Raw genomic sequence first — 13,992 nt, 5'->3', positions numbered from 1 at the left:
ATGATGCGCCGTCCGATGCAGGCGCCGCCGATGAACGGTCCTCGGTTCAACGAGTGGATTCAAAGCCCCAAGGTTCGCGTGATCGACCATGAGGGCGAGAATCTCGGCGTGATGTACACGCGCGAGGCGATGGCCCAGGCCCAGGAACTCGGCCTCGACCTGGTCGAGGTGTCGCCCAACGCCGACCCGCCCGTCGCCAAGTTCCTCGATGTCGGCAAGTATAAGTACGAGGCGCAGAAGAAGGCGAACCTCGCCCGCAAGTCGCAGAAGACGCAGGAGATCAAGGAGATCAAGATGCGTCCGAACATCGACGACCATGACTACGACACCAAGATGAAGAAGGTGGTCGAATTCATCGGCGAGGGCGACAAGGTGAAGGTCACCATGCGCTTCCGCGGCCGCGAGCTGAGCCACGGCCAGCTCGGCATGAACGTGCTCCAGCGCGTCGCCGAGCAGGTGGCCGAGGTCGCCAAGGTCGAAGCCTATCCGCGCATGGAAGGCCGCCAGATGCTGATGGTGCTGGCCCCGAAGTGATGCGTGACGACTCGGGGGTGTGAGCCCGCCGAGTGGCGCGATGTTTCCGAAACCCCTGGTGGCCCGATGGGTCACCGGGGGTTTTGTTTTTTGGGTTCGCGCAGAGGCGCGGAGGGCGCAGAGGTTTTGCGAGTTGTGCGGCGGGACTGCACGGTTTTCCTCAACCTCCGTTCAGCCTGAGCGAAGTCGAAGGCCAAGGGAATCCAGCTGGTCCAAGTGGCCTTTCGAGGGTGGTCAGGAGGCGGGGGCGGGACGTGCACTTCGACTTCGCTCAGTGCGAACGGCGGGGAGGATTTGGGGCGAGCGAAATTTGGCAAGTCTGATCTTCCTCCCCTGTAAGGGGAGGGGGACCAGCGAAGCTGGTGGAGGGGTGTCACCGGTCGCGAGGGCGGGTTACCTCTCCGTCCGGGACACCCCTCCGTCTGGCCTTCGGCCAGCCACCTCCCCTTCCAGGGGAGGAAAGATTGCTGTTCGTCTGAAAGACCCTCTGCGTCCTCCGCGCCTCTGCGCGAACCTCCGTTCGCACTGAGCGAAGTCGAAGTGCATGTGGCGACCTTCGACCCGTTGCCTTCGACTTCACTCAGGCGGGCCGGGGGTAGGGCGGCTAGAGAAGGATGATATGGGATCTGTCATTGCGAGCGTAGCGAAGCAATCCAGAGCGTCTTGCCCCGACACTGGATTGCTTCGCTACGCTCGCAATGACGGAATGGGCCAAACTGACGTCATCGCGATCTACGCCGCAATCTCCATCGCTTCTCCCGCCGCTGCCCCCAGCAATCGCTTCTCCAGCGTCTTCAACCGCCCGCCATTGGTGATCCGGTCGCCGGTCAGATCGGTCAGGTAGAACACGTCGACCGCGCGCTCGCCATAGGTCGCGACATGCGCGGAGTGGATCGTCACCTTCGACTGGAACAGCGCATGCGCCAACTGGTTCAGCAGCGCCGGCCGATCCCGCGCATGCACCTCGACCACGGTGAAGCGGTTGGACGCGCGATTGTCGATCAGGACATTGGGCGCAATCGGGAAGGCGTCGGCGCGGGGGCGGACCAGCGGCTTGGCGACCAGCCGGTCGGCCAGCTTGCTGCGGTTGGCGAGCGCATCCTCGATCGCGCGGCGTAGGCGCGACAGCTGGCCCGGATCGTCGAAGGGGCGGCCGAGCGGGTCCTGCACCAGGAAATTGTCGATCGCCATGCCGTCGCGCGTGGTGTGGATGCGCGCATCGATGATGTTGCCGCCCGCGACATGGATCGCGCCGGCGATGCGGTAGAATAGCCCCGGATGGTCGGCGGCATAGATGGACACCAGGGTTGCGCCACGCTCGGCATACACCTGCGCATCGATCGACAGCTGCGCATCGCCCGCCGCCGCCATCTGGCGTGCATTATGCGCCAGCACATCGTCCGGCTCGGCGATCCAATAGGCCTCGGGCAGGCGGCGGACATGCGCGGCGAACTGCTCCTCAGACCAGTCCAGCGCTTCGCGAAGGCGGGTATGCTTGCTGGCGATCCGCTCGGTACGGCCGCGCTGCTTGTGGCCGAGGCGCAGCACCTCCTCGGCGGCGTCATAGAGATCGGCGAGCAACTGGCGCTTCCAGCCATTCCAGGTGCCCGGCCCCACCGCGCGAATGTCGACGATGGTCAGCAGCAGGAGCAGACGCAGCCGCTCGGGGCTTTGCACCGTCTCGCAGAAATCGAGGATCGTCTTGAAGTCGGACAGGTCGCGCTTGAACGCGGTGGCGGACATCAGCAGGTGCCAGCGGACCAGCCAGGCGACCGTCTCGGTTTCCGCATCGCTGAGGCCCAGGCGGGGGCATAGCCGCTCGGCCACTTCCGCGCCCAGGATCGAATGGTCGCCGCCGCGCCCCTTGGCGATGTCGTGGAGCAGCACCGCGACATAGAGGACGCGCCGCGACACGATCTGGTCGATGATCGCCGAGGCGACGGGGTGTTCCTCAACCAGTTCCTGCCGCTCGATCCGGGCGAGCAGGCCGAGCGCGCGGATGGTGTGCTCATCGACGGTATAGTGATGATACATGTCGAACTGCATCTGCGCGACGACGCGGCCGAAATCGGGCACGAAGCGGCCGAACACGCCCGCCTCGTTCATCCAGCGCAGCACCAGTTCGGGATCGCGGCGGCTGGTCAGCACGTCGAGGAACAGCGCATTGGCGCGGGCATCATTGCGGATGTCGTCGGCCAGCTTGGCATCGCGCGAGGCGGCGCGCATCGCCAGCGGATGCACTTCCAGCTCGTAACGGTCGGCGAGCTGGAAGATCTCGATCAGCCGGACCGGGTCCTCCTGAAAGAAATCGTCGCGCGGCAGAGCCAGGCGCCCGCGATCCAGCACGAAGCCGTTCAACCGGCGCGGGCGGCGGCGGATGGTGGGCAGGCCGAAGCGATGCCCGCGCGCCGCGAACCGCTCGTCCAGATGCGCCAGGAAGGCCCCCGTGAGCGCGCCGACCGTCTTCACCTGCAGGAAATAGAGCTGCATGAACCGCTCGACCTTGGCCTTGCCCGGTCGGTCGGAGAAGCGCATCCGCTCGGCGATCTGGCGCTGCACGTCGAAGGTGAGGCGATCCTCGGCGCGGCCCGTGATGGTGTGCAGGTGACAGCGTACCGCCCACAGGAAATTGTCGGCGCGGTGGAATTGCCGATATTCCTCGCGGGTGAACAGGCCCCGGTCGATCAGGTCGGCGGCGCGGTCGACGTCATAGACATATTTGCCGATCCAGAAGAGCGCGTGGAGATCGCGCAGGCCGCCCTTGCCCTCCTTCACATTGGGTTCGACGACATAGCGGGTATCGCCCATCTTGCGATGGCGCAGGTCGCGCTCGGCCAGCTTGTCGGCGATGAACTGACGGTGGGTGTCGGTCTGGATTTCCGCCTTGAAGCGGCGCGACGCCTCGTCATACAGCGCCTGGTCGCCGCACAGGAACCGCCCTTCGAGCAGCGCGGTGCGCACCGTCACGTCGCCACGCGCCTGGCGGATCGTCTCGTCGATCGAGCGGCTGGAATGGCCGACCTTCAACCCCAGGTCCCAGAGCGAATAGAGCATCGATTCGATGACCTGCTCGGCATGCGGCGTCTGCTTGAAGGGGGTGAGGAAGCCGATATCGACATCTGAATAGGGCGCCATCTCGCCCCGGCCATAGCCGCCGACCGCGATCAGGGTCAGCCGCTCGCCCGCTGTGGGGTTGCTCAACGGGTAGAGCGTGTCGGTGGTGAATTCGAACAGCAGTTTCAGGATCTGATCGGTCAGATAGGCCTGCGCCGCCGCCGCCTCCAACCCGCGCGAGGGGTGGATGGACAGCCGCCGCGCCACCTCCTGCCGCCCGGCGTCGAGCGCAGCGCGCAGGACCGGCGTGACCTGCGTGCGCCCCTCCGGCCCGGTGATCCCCAGCGCGGCGATCTGTTCGGCCAGCGCGCGACGGTCGACGATGGCGCGGCGGTTGGGGAGGGATTCGAAACGGCTGTGCATGGGGATGTCATAGAGGGTCGGGATGAACAAATGGAGAGGGGGGTGAGATTTGCGAGGGGGCTACCCCTCCACCACCCGGCTCCGCCGGGCGATCCCCCTCCCCAAGCACAGCTTGGGGAGGAATGGGCTACACAAATCCTCCCCAAGCTGTGCTTGGGGAGGGGGACCATGCGCAGCATGGTGGAGGGGCAAGGCCCTGCCCTTTCGACGGGCCAAGATTCCGATGCTTGGGCCCATCGCCCGTCCATGATACCGACCCGCATGGCCGACCATCACGACATTCCCGCCCTGATCGCCGATATGGGCCAGCGTGCCCGCACCGCTGCTCGGACTTTGGCGCAGATGCCGACCGCAGCCAAGGCGAACGCCCTGCATGCCGCCGCCGCCGCGATCCGCGAGGCGACGCCGGCCATCCTGGAAGCCAATGCACAGGATGTCGCGGCCGGCGCGGCGAACGGCCTCAGCCCGGCCATGCTCGACCGGCTGAGGCTGGACGATGCCCGGATCGCCGGCATCGTCGCCGGCGTCGAGGCGGTGGCCGGTCTGCCCGATCCGGTCGGCGAGCGGATCGACGAGCGCACCCGGCCCAACGGCCTGAACCTGTCGCGGGTTCGCGTGCCGGTGGGGGTGATCGGCATCGTCTATGAAAGCCGCCCAAACGTCACGATCGATGCCGCCGCGCTATGCGCGATGGCGGGCAATGCCGCGATCCTGCGTGGGGGCACGGAGGCGGTGCACAGCAACCGCGCGCTGCATGCCGCCTTCGTCCGGGGCTGGACGGCGGCGGGCGGGCCGGCGGATGCGGTGCAATTGGTGCCGACCACCGACCGCGCGGCGGTGGGCGCGATGCTTGTCGCCGATGGGCTGATCGATCTCCTCATCCCGCGCGGGGGCAAGAGCTTGGTCGCGCGGGTGCAGGCGGAAGCGAAGGTGCCGGTTCTCGCGCATCTTGACGGGATCAATCACGTCTATGTCGACGGATCGGCCGATCCCGTCATGGCGACCCGCATCGTGCGCGATGCCAAGATGCGCCGCACCGGCATTTGCGGCGCGATGGAGACGCTGTTGATCGACCGCGCCTATTGCCACGCCGCCGAGCTGGTCGCCGCGCTGATCGATGCGGGCTGTACGGTGCGCGGCGACGAGTCGATTCGGGAGATCGTGCCCGGATTGGAGGCGGCCACGGCGGAGGATTGGGACACCGAATATCTCGATGCGATCGCCAGTGTCGCTTTGGTCGACGGGGTGGACGGCGCGATGGCGCATATCGCCGCGCATGGATCGCACCACACCGACGCGATCGTGGCCCGGGACGAAGCGGTTGCCGAGCGCTTCCTCGCGCACGTCGACAGCGCCATCGTGCTGTGGAACGCCTCCACCCAGTTCGCCGATGGCGGCGAGTTCGGGCTGGGTGCGGAGATCGGCATCGCCACCGGGCGGCTGCACGCGCGCGGGCCGGTCGCGCTCGAAGGGCTGACCACCTATAAATGGATCGGGCGCGGGACCGGGCAAATCCGCGCCGAGAATATGGGGTGAAGATCGGTCTGCTCGGCGGGTCGTTCAACCCGGCGCATCGGGGGCATCGCCGTATCACGCTGGACGCGATGCGCGCACTGGGTCTCGACGAGGTCTGGTGGCTGGTGTCGCCTGGCAACCCGCTCAAGGACGGCGCCAGCGACATGGCGCCCTTCGCCGCGCGCTTCGCCTCGGCTGAACGCATGGCCCGGCGCGCGCCGATCCGGGCGAGTGCGATCGAGCGGGAGCTGCACACCCGCTACACGCTCGACACGGTGCGCAAGATCATCCGCCGCTACCCCGGCCACCAGTTCATCTGGCTGATGGGCGAGGACAATCTGGAGCAGTTTCACCGCTGGCGCGGGTGGCGCGATATTGCCCGCGCGATCCCGATTGCGGTTATCGGCCGTCCGGGGTACAATGCCGCCGCCCACGCGACACCCGCGCTGGGCTGGTTCAGGCGTTTCCAGAGGCGTCCGGGCCAGGCGAAGAACTGGACGATGTGGAGTTTGCCGGCCTTCGTGCTGTTGCGCTTCCGCCCCGACCCGACTTCCGCCACGGGCCTTCGGGCCCGCGATCCGGACTGGTTTCGGCATATGGGCCGAAACGTCCCCTGAACAGGAGCTCACTTGGCCACTTCCCCGCAATCGCCGCGTCCGTCCGATCCTGCCGAGGTGGAGGCGCTCCACCGCCTGATCCTCGCCTCGCTCGATGACGACCAGGCGGTGGAGACGATCTCGATCCCGCTCGCGGGCAAGTCGTCGATCGCAGATTTCATGGTGATCGCCAGCGGTCGTTCGACCCGGCAGGTCGCCTCGATGGCGATGAAGCTCGCCGAGAAGATCAAGGCCGAGTTCGGCCGTTCGGTCCGGATCGAGGGTCTGCCGACCGCCGACTGGGTGCTGATCGACGCGAACGACGTCATCGTCCACCTGTTCCGGCCCGAGGTGCGCAGCTTCTACAATCTGGAGCGCATGTGGGCGTTTGGCGATGCGCCGACTCCCCCTGCGAGTCCCGCCGACCGCAACCTCTGACGCCTTAGAGGCCGCCCGTGCTGCTGCATATCGTCGCGCGCGGGCGGATCGGCCGTTCGCCCGAGGCCGAGCTGGTCGATCGCTATATCAAGCGGATCGGCTGGCCGACCAAAATCACCGAACTTCCCGATACCGGCGGCAAAGTGCCGCCGCTGGAAGGGCAGGCGCGCCTCGTCCTGATGGACGAGAAGGGCGAGAATCTGTCCTCGATGGATTTCGCGCGCCGGCTGGAGCGCTGGCGTGACGACGGCGTGCGCGAGTGTCGCTTCATGATCGGCGCGGCGGACGGGTTCGAGGATGTCGACCGGGCACGCGCCGACCTGCTGATCTCCTATGGCCGGGCGACCTGGCCGCACATGATGGCGCGTGCGATGCTGGCCGAGCAGCTGTTCCGCGCGACCAGCATCCTCGCCAACCATCCCTATCACCGCGAAGGCTAGGCGCATGGCGCGGCGGTGGCTCGCGGCTTTTGGCGGATTGCTGCTGCTGGGGGCGACCGACATCGCTGGCGACCAGCGCAGGCTGGCCGAAGCGCGCGTCGGCGCGGCGGAAGCGCAGGCCAGGGTCAAGGCGCTGGAGGCGCGCGCGGGTCAGGAACGCGATGCCGCCGCCGCCGCCGATGCCCGGGAGCAGGCCATGGCCGCCCGCGTCGCGGCGACCGAGGCGGAGGTGCGGGCGGCGCGGGCGCGGGTGACGCTGGTCGCCGGGCTGCTCGACCGCCAGCGGACCCGGCTGGCGCGGGCGCAGGCGCCGCTCGCGCATCTGCTGGCCGCGATGCAGGACATGGCGGCGCGCCCGCCCATCGCGGCGGTGGCGCAACCCGGATCGGTCGCCGACCTCGCGCATGTCCGCGCGGTCTTCTCCACCATCGCCCCCGTCATCGCCGAGCGATCGGCCACGGTGCGCCGCGAACTGGCCGCATCGCGCCGGGTCGAGGCGCAGGCCAAGGTGGCGGCGCAGGCGCTCGCCACGACCTCCGCCAGGCTGGAGGGCCAGCGTCAGATGCTCGCCCGGCTGGAAGCGCTGCATCGCGGCCGCGCCGACAGCCTGGGGCGCAGCGCGATCGACGAATCCAACCGCGCGCTGGCGCTGGGCGAGGCGGCGCGCGATCTCGTCGACCAGATGGCGGAGCGCGGGACGGCACAGGCGACCGCGGGAGAGCTGGTCCGGCTGGCGGGGCCGGTCGCACGGCCGCTGGCGCTGGGGGTGAAGGGGCCGGAGATTGCGCCCGGCACCTACCGCCTGCCGGTGCGGGGTCGCGTCGCGGGCGGCTTCGGTGAGATTTCGGATGCCGGCGTGCGGGCGCGTGGCATCACCCTGGCGACCGCGCCCGCCGCGACCGTGGTGGCACCGGCCGCCGGCACGGTCCGCTACGCCGCGCCGTTCCGGGGCTATGGCGGGATCGTCATCCTCGACCATGGTGAAGGCTGGACCAGTCTGGTGACCGGCCTGGGCGCGCTGGCCGTGCATATCGGGGAGCGGGTCGAAGCCGGCGCGGTACTCGGCCGCGCTGGCAACGGCCGTGGCGGAGCCGCCCCGCGAGTCACCGTGGAACTGCGCCGCGATGGCCGGCCAATGGATATTGCCGCTATACTGGGGTGAAAATGGAATATGATGTGGATTGGTAACCGGCTCTCGCAGCTTTGGTCCCCATCGTATAGCAGCACATCATACGATCACGCGGGCGTAGAAAATTGGCTGATTCGTGGTGCAAGGAAGGATCATGGTGGACCTGAGCCAATCTTCGCCTGCCTGATGGCTTGCCCATGATCCATTCCAATCGTTCGGCAACAGGTGAAAATCACATAGTGGTCCAGCGGCATCTTCCTCATTGTTCTGGTTTGCGATGACCCGTGAAAGACGACGCGCCGCGCTTGTGATGGCGGGCATAGGCCTGACGCTGTCGCTTCTCTGCGGTTGGCTGCTGATGGATGCGATCGGTACGGTCGTGGCCGCATGGCGTGGCGGGGCGGCGGAAATACGGGTGTCGGGCGGTGATGTCGGTATGCTGGCATTGATGCCGGTCTTCGTCGCCTTGGCGGCCTGGGGCGTGGTCGCGGCATTTCGGGATGGTGTCGCACTGCGCCGGGCGGGGAATGGAATCGCGGTTACGGCGATGATCGCGCTGGTCATCGCGCTGACGGGGTCCTGGGTGTTTCAGGACTGGGCGGAGCGGCGGTTGGTCAAGGACGGCTATGTGCGGTGCGGGGTGGAACGCGCCGGTCGTTTCACAGCACTGACCCTATGCGCCCGCAAGGTGGACCCGGCGTAAAGCCGGCTGGTGGCCGAGATCGGGAAGGCATCGCCGCCATTGCCCGAACTCGACCCCGCCACTCCCGCTCAGCCTCGGTTCAGCACGGTTACGCTTTGATTGCAGGCGGCTTGCGGCTACAAAGGCCGCCATATTACCAGGTCCAGGACCCTCAATGCCCCGTCCGCTTGCAAAACGTCCGTTTCTGACTGCTACTGCGATCGTCGGCGCGCTTGCCATGGTGCCGATCACGACCTCCGCGATGGCCGCTGTCGACAGCTCCACCGTTCGCCAGTTCGATCGCTTCCTCGACGTCTATAACCGGATCAAGGCCGATTATGTTGACAAGGTCGACGACGACACGCTGATCAAGGGCGCGATCCAGGGGATGCTGGCCGCGCTCGATCCGCATAGCAGCTATGTCGACGCGCTCGATTTCGACAACCTGAAAATCCAGACCGAGGGCAATTATGGCGGCCTGGGCCTGACCGTCTCGATGGAGGACGGCGCGATCAAGGTCATCGCGCCGCAGGAGGATACGCCGGCGGGCCGCGCGGGCGTGAAGTCGGGCGATTACATCACCCATATCGACGGCAAGCTGATCTATGGCCAGTCGCTGGACGAGGCGATCGGCCAGATGCGCGGCAAGCCCGGCACCAAGATCAAGCTGACCCTCGTCCGCCCCGGCCGCGACAAGCCGATCGAACTGACCCTGACCCGCGAGGTCATCGTCCAGCGCCCGGTGAAGTGGGAGGTGAAGGGCGATGTCGGCTATATCAACATCAACACCTTCTCCGAGAATACCGGCGCCGACACACGCGGGGCGATCATGGCGATCGACAAGGCGCTGGGGCACCGGCCGCTCGGCTATGTCGTGGACTTGCGCGACAATGGCGGCGGGTTGCTGACCCAGGCGATCGCGGTCAGCGACGCCTTCCTCGATCACGGCGAGATCGTGTCGCAGCGCGGTCGCGAAAAGTCGGACATCGAGCGCTATTACGCCAAGCCCGGCGACGACGCGCATGGTCTGCCCATCATCGTGCTGACCAACTCCGGCACCGCCTCCGCCTCGGAGATCGTCGCGGGCGCGCTGCAGGATCATCACCGTGCGATCGTCATGGGCGAGCGCAGCTTCGGCAAGGGCTCGGTGCAGACGCTGCTGCCGCTCGGCCCCGAAACCGCGCTGCGCCTGACCACCGCGCGCTATTACACCCCCTCGGGTCGGTCGGTGCAGGAGGGCGGGATCGAGCCGGACATCAAGGTTCCGCAGATTTCCGACCCCGATTACAAGACGCGCCCCGTCTTCCGCGAGGCCGATCTGCGCCGCCACCTGATCAACGAGGTGAAGGCCGACAACAAGATTCTGGAAGAGGACAATAAGGACGATCCGCGCTTCGCCGCCACGCCCGAGGCGCTGAAGAAGCAGGGGGTCGAGGACTTCCAGCTCTATTATGCGCTGAAGACGATCGCCCGGCTGGGCGGCGCCGCGCAGGTCGCCGCCGCCATCAAGCCGCCGGTGAAGTGACGATGGCCGTGCCGCGCACCCGCAACGAGAGGCGCGCCAATATGCTGGCGCTGCTGATCCCCGCCGCGCTGCTGGCGGGCGCCTGGGCCAGCCAGCTGATCGGCGGGCTGTACCCGTGCGAGATGTGCCATTGGCAGCGTTGGCCGCATTATGCCGCGCTGGTGCCGGCACTCCTCGCCTTTGTCGTGCCGCAGCGGAGCATTCGCGGATCGCTTGTCATCCTTGCCGCGTTGTTGATCGCGGTGTCGGGGGCGATTGGTGTGGCGCATGCCGGGGTCGAATATGGCTGGTGGCAGGGCTTCACCGCCTGCACCTCGACGGTGGATTTGACGGGGTTGAGCGCGGCCGACCGGTTGAGCGCCATCATGAAGGCGCCGGTCATCCGCTGCGACGTGGCGCAATGGACGCTGGGCGGCATCTCGCTGGCGGGGTTCAATGCGATCATCTCGCTGGGCGGCGCGGCGGCGATCCTGTTGTTGATGAGGAAGGCACGATGAGCCAGCTTCGCTGGATGCCGGGCGACCGGCGCGAGACGATGAAGGCGATGATCCGGGTGGATCAGGCCGGGGAATATGGCGCGACCCGCATCTATGCCGGGCAGCTGGCGGTGCTGGGCGACCGGCATCCCGCCTCGCGTGCGATCCATCACATGGCCGAGCAGGAAGAGCGCCACCGTGCCTTTTTCGACCGGATGATCGCCGAGCGCCGCGTGCGGCCGACGCTGTTCCAGCCCTTCTGGGACAAGGCGGGCTTCGCGCTGGGCGCGATCACGGCGGCGATCGGGCCGAAGGCGGCGATGGCCTGCACCGCGGCGGTCGAGACCGAGATCGACAAACATTATCAGGCACAGCGCGACCAGCTGGGCGACAGCGATCCCGAATTGTCGGACGCCATCGCCGATTTCCAGGCCGAGGAGCTGGAGCATCGCGACCATGCGCTGGGCGCGGGCGCGGAAGAGGCGATCGCCTATCCGGTGCTGTACGGCGTGATCCGGGCGGGCTGCAAATTCGCCATCGCGGCGGCCAAGCGTATCTGAGCCGGACCAACGGGAGAGAGAGGATGAAGAACCGGACCTGGGCCGCAGTCCTGCTGGCCACCCTCGCCATGACCGGCACCGCGACGGCGCAGCAGGTCGCCGCCCCCGGCGCGATCAAGCCCAAGCCGGTCGAAGGGCCGGGCGAAGTGTCGCGCAACGCGCCGGTCAACGGCGTGCTGACCCTGTTCGGCAACGAACGCTGCCCGACCGACAATAGCGGTAACGAGATCGTCGTCTGCGTCCGGCGCGGCGCGGAGGAGCAGTTCCGTGTCCCGAAGGAGCTGCGCGATCTGCAGGTGACGCCCGAAAATGAGAGCTGGGCGGTGCGCGCCACCGGCACGGTGAACGAGGGCGTCGGCGTGAATGGCATCGGCAGCTGCTCGGCGGTCGGCGCCGGCGGCGCGACTGGCTGCTTCGCGCAGCGTGTCCGCGAAAACCGGGCGGCCAATGCCGACCGGCGGCGGCAGGAGGAAGCGGGCAACCGCTGATCGCGTTTTAGAGCGGGATAACGTCAGTTTGACCCAAGCCGTCATTGCGAGCGAAGCGAAGCAATCCAGAGCGTCTTGCCTGGACACTGGATTGCTTCGCTACGCTCGCAATGACGAATCCACCTCATGTCATCCTTCTCTAATATTTCCGGAGGGGGGCGTGCTGGCTCACGGATCGGGACACCCCTCCGTCAGGCCTGCGGCCTGCCATCTCCCCTTGCAGGCGAGGATGAGTCCTGTGCCCGCTCAGCGCGAGCTCACCAGCGCTCTATCGTGAGGACATTGGGGATAAGCGGACCACCCCACCTCCGTTCAGCCTGAGCGAAGTCGAAGGCCACGGGACTACGGCAATGCCGAGGGAAGGCGAGGGCAGGACATACGCTTCGACTTCGCTCAGTGTGAACGGCTTTGGTGGCCTGGGGCCGAGATTCGCGCGGCCGCTGTAGAACCTTACGCCGCCACCGCTTGCACTCGCCGGGCCTGCGCCATCCGGTCCATGGCGATCGTGCGGGCCGCCTCATTCGGCGTCATCCCCTCACGCACCGCCAGCGCGAGCGTGGTCTTTAGCCGCTGGCCGACGCCCATGACCCGCCGCCGCACCTCGGAGGCGTTCCAGCCGAGATGCTCGCCCGCGACATTGATGATCCCGCCGGCATTGACCAGGAAGTCCGGGGCATAGAGCACGTCGCGCTCGGCCAGGCGGACGGCCAGATCCGCATCGGCGAGCTGGTTGTTGGCCGCGCCGCATACCACCCACGCACGCAGTTGCGCGACGGCTTCGGCATCCAGCACGCCGCCCAGTGCGCAGGGTGCGAACACATCGGCGCGGGCGGACAGCAGCGCCTTGCTGCTCATCACCATGGCGCCGAAGCGATCCGCCGCGCGCGCCGCCACCTCGCTGCGCGGTTCGGCGACGATCAGCTTCGCGCCCATGCCGTGCAGCAATTCGCACAGCGCGAAGCCGACATGGCCCAGCCCCTGCACCGCCACCGTGACATCGGACAGTTCGGCGTCCAGCCGGTGACGCACCGCCACCCGCATCGCCTGTACGACGCCCAGCGCGGTCCAGGGAGACGGATCGCCGCCCGGCCGGCCATCGCGCGGCGGCAGGCCGGCAACGTGGCGGGTTTCGCCCGCGACGACTTCCATATCCGCGACGCCGGTGCCGACATCCTCGGCGGTGACATAGCGGCCCTTCAGCTCGTGGACGACCCGGCCAAAGGCGCGGAACAGCGCGGCGCGGTCATGCGGCCGTTCGGGACTGCGCAACACCGCCTTGCCGCCGCCAAAGGGTAGGTCGGCCAGCGCGTTCTTCAACGCCATGCCCTCGGCCAGCCGCAGCGCGTCGACGACGGCATCCTGATCACTCGTATAGCGCCAGAAGCGGCACCCGCCCGCCGCCGGCCCGAGCGCGGTCGAATGCAGCACGATGACGCCGCTCGCCCCGCTCTCGGCATCGCGAAAGGGCACCACCTCTTCGGGCGGCAGGCTGTGGCTGTCATGGGGCAATCGCATCGTCTTCATCCTCGATCTGATGCAGGCAATCTAGCCGAGGGGCCGAAGAGAAACTGGTCGCATTCGAGGGGTTTTTCACCAAAGCGGGGATGGATCGTTCGATAATCCTCTCTTACGAGAATGATCATGCCGCATGATCTTGATATTTGGGAACGTCGTATCCTCGCGCTGCTGCAAGAGGATGCGAGTCTGTCGACCGCCGCCATCGCCGAGACGGTGGGGTTGTCCGCCTCGCCCTGCTGGCGGCGGATCGACCGGCTGGAGCGTGACGGGATCATCAAGCGGCGCGTGGCGCTGGTCGATCGCACCAAGATCGGGCTGAAGGCGCAGATCTTCGCGCAGGTGAAGCTCAACGCGCATGGCCGCGCCAATCTCGACGAGTTCACCGCCGCGATCCGCGAAGTGCCCGAAGTGATGGAGTGCCACGTCCTGATGGGCTCGGTCGACTTCACGCTGCGCATCGTCGCGGCCGATATCGAATCCTATGAACGGCTGTTCTTCGAGCGGCTGTCCAACCTGCCCGGCGTGCAGGAGATCAACTCGACGGTCGCGCTGTCGGAGATCAAGTCGACGACCTCGCTGCCGATTCCGGGCTAACCAAATTCCTCCCCTGCAAG

Annotated in this window: 14 protein-coding genes; 12 read left to right on the top strand and 2 right to left on the bottom strand. The window is 67.3% G+C overall.

Annotated elements, in window-relative coordinates; genetic code table 11:
* Entirely contained in the window at positions 1-534 is a 534-nt protein-coding gene (infC, locus tag ACQHGV_RS12340; RefSeq protein ID WP_037569087.1) for a translation initiation factor IF-3, read from the top strand.
* Positions 535-1,266: 732 nt separating this feature from the next.
* Here the strand turns inward: infC and ACQHGV_RS12335 are convergent.
* The gene (locus tag ACQHGV_RS12335; RefSeq protein WP_440978396.1) at positions 1,267-4,011 is read right to left on the bottom strand and encodes a [protein-PII] uridylyltransferase; all 2,745 of its coding nucleotides are present in this window, start codon (positions 4,009-4,011) and stop codon (positions 1,267-1,269) included.
* Between the two features lie 261 nt (positions 4,012-4,272).
* Between ACQHGV_RS12335 and ACQHGV_RS12330 the strand changes: the two genes are divergently transcribed.
* The 10 genes from ACQHGV_RS12330 to ACQHGV_RS12285 all read left to right on the top strand — a co-directional run bounded on the left by ACQHGV_RS12330 (position 4,273) and on the right by ACQHGV_RS12285 (position 11,860).
* Complete coding sequence (locus tag ACQHGV_RS12330) at positions 4,273-5,547, top strand: glutamate-5-semialdehyde dehydrogenase (protein WP_440978395.1); 1,275 nt, start codon at positions 4,273-4,275, stop codon at positions 5,545-5,547.
* A complete protein-coding gene (locus ACQHGV_RS12325; RefSeq protein ID WP_440978394.1) occupies positions 5,544-6,143 on the top strand; it encodes a nicotinate-nucleotide adenylyltransferase in 600 nt (199 codons plus the stop codon). The genes ACQHGV_RS12330 and ACQHGV_RS12325 overlap by 4 nt, the downstream gene beginning before the upstream one ends.
* 12 nt (positions 6,144-6,155) lie before the next feature.
* Positions 6,156-6,560 (top strand): ribosome silencing factor, encoded by a 405-nt coding sequence (gene rsfS / locus ACQHGV_RS12320; protein WP_058734175.1) that lies wholly within the window; start codon positions 6,156-6,158, stop codon positions 6,558-6,560.
* Between the two features lie 17 nt (positions 6,561-6,577).
* On the top strand, positions 6,578-7,000 hold the full coding sequence (locus ACQHGV_RS12315; protein WP_409787688.1) for a 23S rRNA (pseudouridine(1915)-N(3))-methyltransferase RlmH: 423 nt from the start codon (positions 6,578-6,580) through the stop codon (positions 6,998-7,000).
* 4 nt (positions 7,001-7,004) lie between these two features.
* A complete protein-coding gene (locus tag ACQHGV_RS12310; protein WP_440978393.1) occupies positions 7,005-8,162 on the top strand; it encodes a murein hydrolase activator EnvC family protein in 1,158 nt (385 codons plus the stop codon).
* Positions 8,163-8,406: 244 nt separating this feature from the next.
* A complete protein-coding gene (locus ACQHGV_RS12305; protein ID WP_440978392.1) occupies positions 8,407-8,832 on the top strand; it encodes a hypothetical protein in 426 nt (141 codons plus the stop codon).
* 154 nt (positions 8,833-8,986) lie between these two features.
* Positions 8,987-10,336: a S41 family peptidase gene (locus ACQHGV_RS12300; RefSeq protein WP_440978391.1), complete on the top strand. Its 1,350-nt coding sequence runs from the start codon at positions 8,987-8,989 to the stop codon at positions 10,334-10,336.
* Between the two features lie 2 nt (positions 10,337-10,338).
* A complete protein-coding gene (locus tag ACQHGV_RS12295; RefSeq protein WP_440978390.1) occupies positions 10,339-10,833 on the top strand; it encodes a disulfide bond formation protein B in 495 nt (164 codons plus the stop codon).
* On the top strand, positions 10,830-11,372 hold the full coding sequence (locus tag ACQHGV_RS12290) for a demethoxyubiquinone hydroxylase family protein (protein WP_409787697.1): 543 nt from the start codon (positions 10,830-10,832) through the stop codon (positions 11,370-11,372). Before ACQHGV_RS12295 ends, ACQHGV_RS12290 begins: the two co-directional genes overlap by 4 nt.
* A 23-nt stretch (positions 11,373-11,395) precedes the next feature.
* A complete protein-coding gene (locus ACQHGV_RS12285) occupies positions 11,396-11,860 on the top strand; it encodes a hypothetical protein (RefSeq protein ID WP_183950331.1) in 465 nt (154 codons plus the stop codon).
* 450 nt (positions 11,861-12,310) lie between these two features.
* On the opposite strand, the gene ACQHGV_RS12280 is transcribed toward ACQHGV_RS12285, so the two are convergent.
* Entirely contained in the window at positions 12,311-13,375 is a 1,065-nt protein-coding gene (locus tag ACQHGV_RS12280; RefSeq protein WP_440980202.1) for a Glu/Leu/Phe/Val family dehydrogenase, read from the bottom strand.
* A gap of 126 nt (positions 13,376-13,501) precedes the next feature.
* Between ACQHGV_RS12280 and ACQHGV_RS12275 the strand changes: the two genes are divergently transcribed.
* Positions 13,502-13,972, top strand: coding sequence for an Lrp/AsnC family transcriptional regulator (locus ACQHGV_RS12275; protein WP_440978389.1), 471 nt, complete (start codon positions 13,502-13,504; stop codon positions 13,970-13,972).
* The last annotated feature ends 20 nt before the right edge of the window (positions 13,973-13,992 follow it).

Origin of the sequence: Sphingomonas pseudosanguinis (assembly GCF_052056765.1) — a bacterium.
GTDB lineage: Bacteria > Pseudomonadota > Alphaproteobacteria > Sphingomonadales > Sphingomonadaceae > Sphingomonas > Sphingomonas pseudosanguinis.
The sequence above is the reverse complement of the archived record's forward strand: the minus strand, read 5'-3'. Positions and strand labels throughout refer to the sequence as shown.

Coding starts and splice junctions, on each gene's coding strand:
- ACQHGV_RS12280 (WP_440980202.1), bottom strand. CDS start 13,375: ATGCGATTGCCCCATGACAGCCACAGCCTGCCGCCCGAAGAGGTGGTG.
- ACQHGV_RS12290 (WP_409787697.1), top strand. CDS start 10,830: ATGAGCCAGCTTCGCTGGATGCCGGGCGACCGGCGCGAGACGATGAAG.
- ACQHGV_RS12305 (WP_440978392.1), top strand. CDS start 8,407: ATGACCCGTGAAAGACGACGCGCCGCGCTTGTGATGGCGGGCATAGGC.
- ACQHGV_RS12295 (WP_440978390.1), top strand. CDS start 10,339: ATGGCCGTGCCGCGCACCCGCAACGAGAGGCGCGCCAATATGCTGGCG.
- ACQHGV_RS12275 (WP_440978389.1), top strand. CDS start 13,502: ATGCCGCATGATCTTGATATTTGGGAACGTCGTATCCTCGCGCTGCTG.
- ACQHGV_RS12285 (WP_183950331.1), top strand. CDS start 11,396: ATGAAGAACCGGACCTGGGCCGCAGTCCTGCTGGCCACCCTCGCCATG.
- ACQHGV_RS12330 (WP_440978395.1), top strand. CDS start 4,273: ATGGCCGACCATCACGACATTCCCGCCCTGATCGCCGATATGGGCCAG.
- ACQHGV_RS12310 (WP_440978393.1), top strand. CDS start 7,005: ATGGCGCGGCGGTGGCTCGCGGCTTTTGGCGGATTGCTGCTGCTGGGG.
- ACQHGV_RS12335 (WP_440978396.1), bottom strand. CDS start 4,011: ATGCACAGCCGTTTCGAATCCCTCCCCAACCGCCGCGCCATCGTCGAC.
- infC (WP_037569087.1), top strand. CDS start 1: ATGATGCGCCGTCCGATGCAGGCGCCGCCGATGAACGGTCCTCGGTTC.
- ACQHGV_RS12300 (WP_440978391.1), top strand. CDS start 8,987: ATGCCCCGTCCGCTTGCAAAACGTCCGTTTCTGACTGCTACTGCGATC.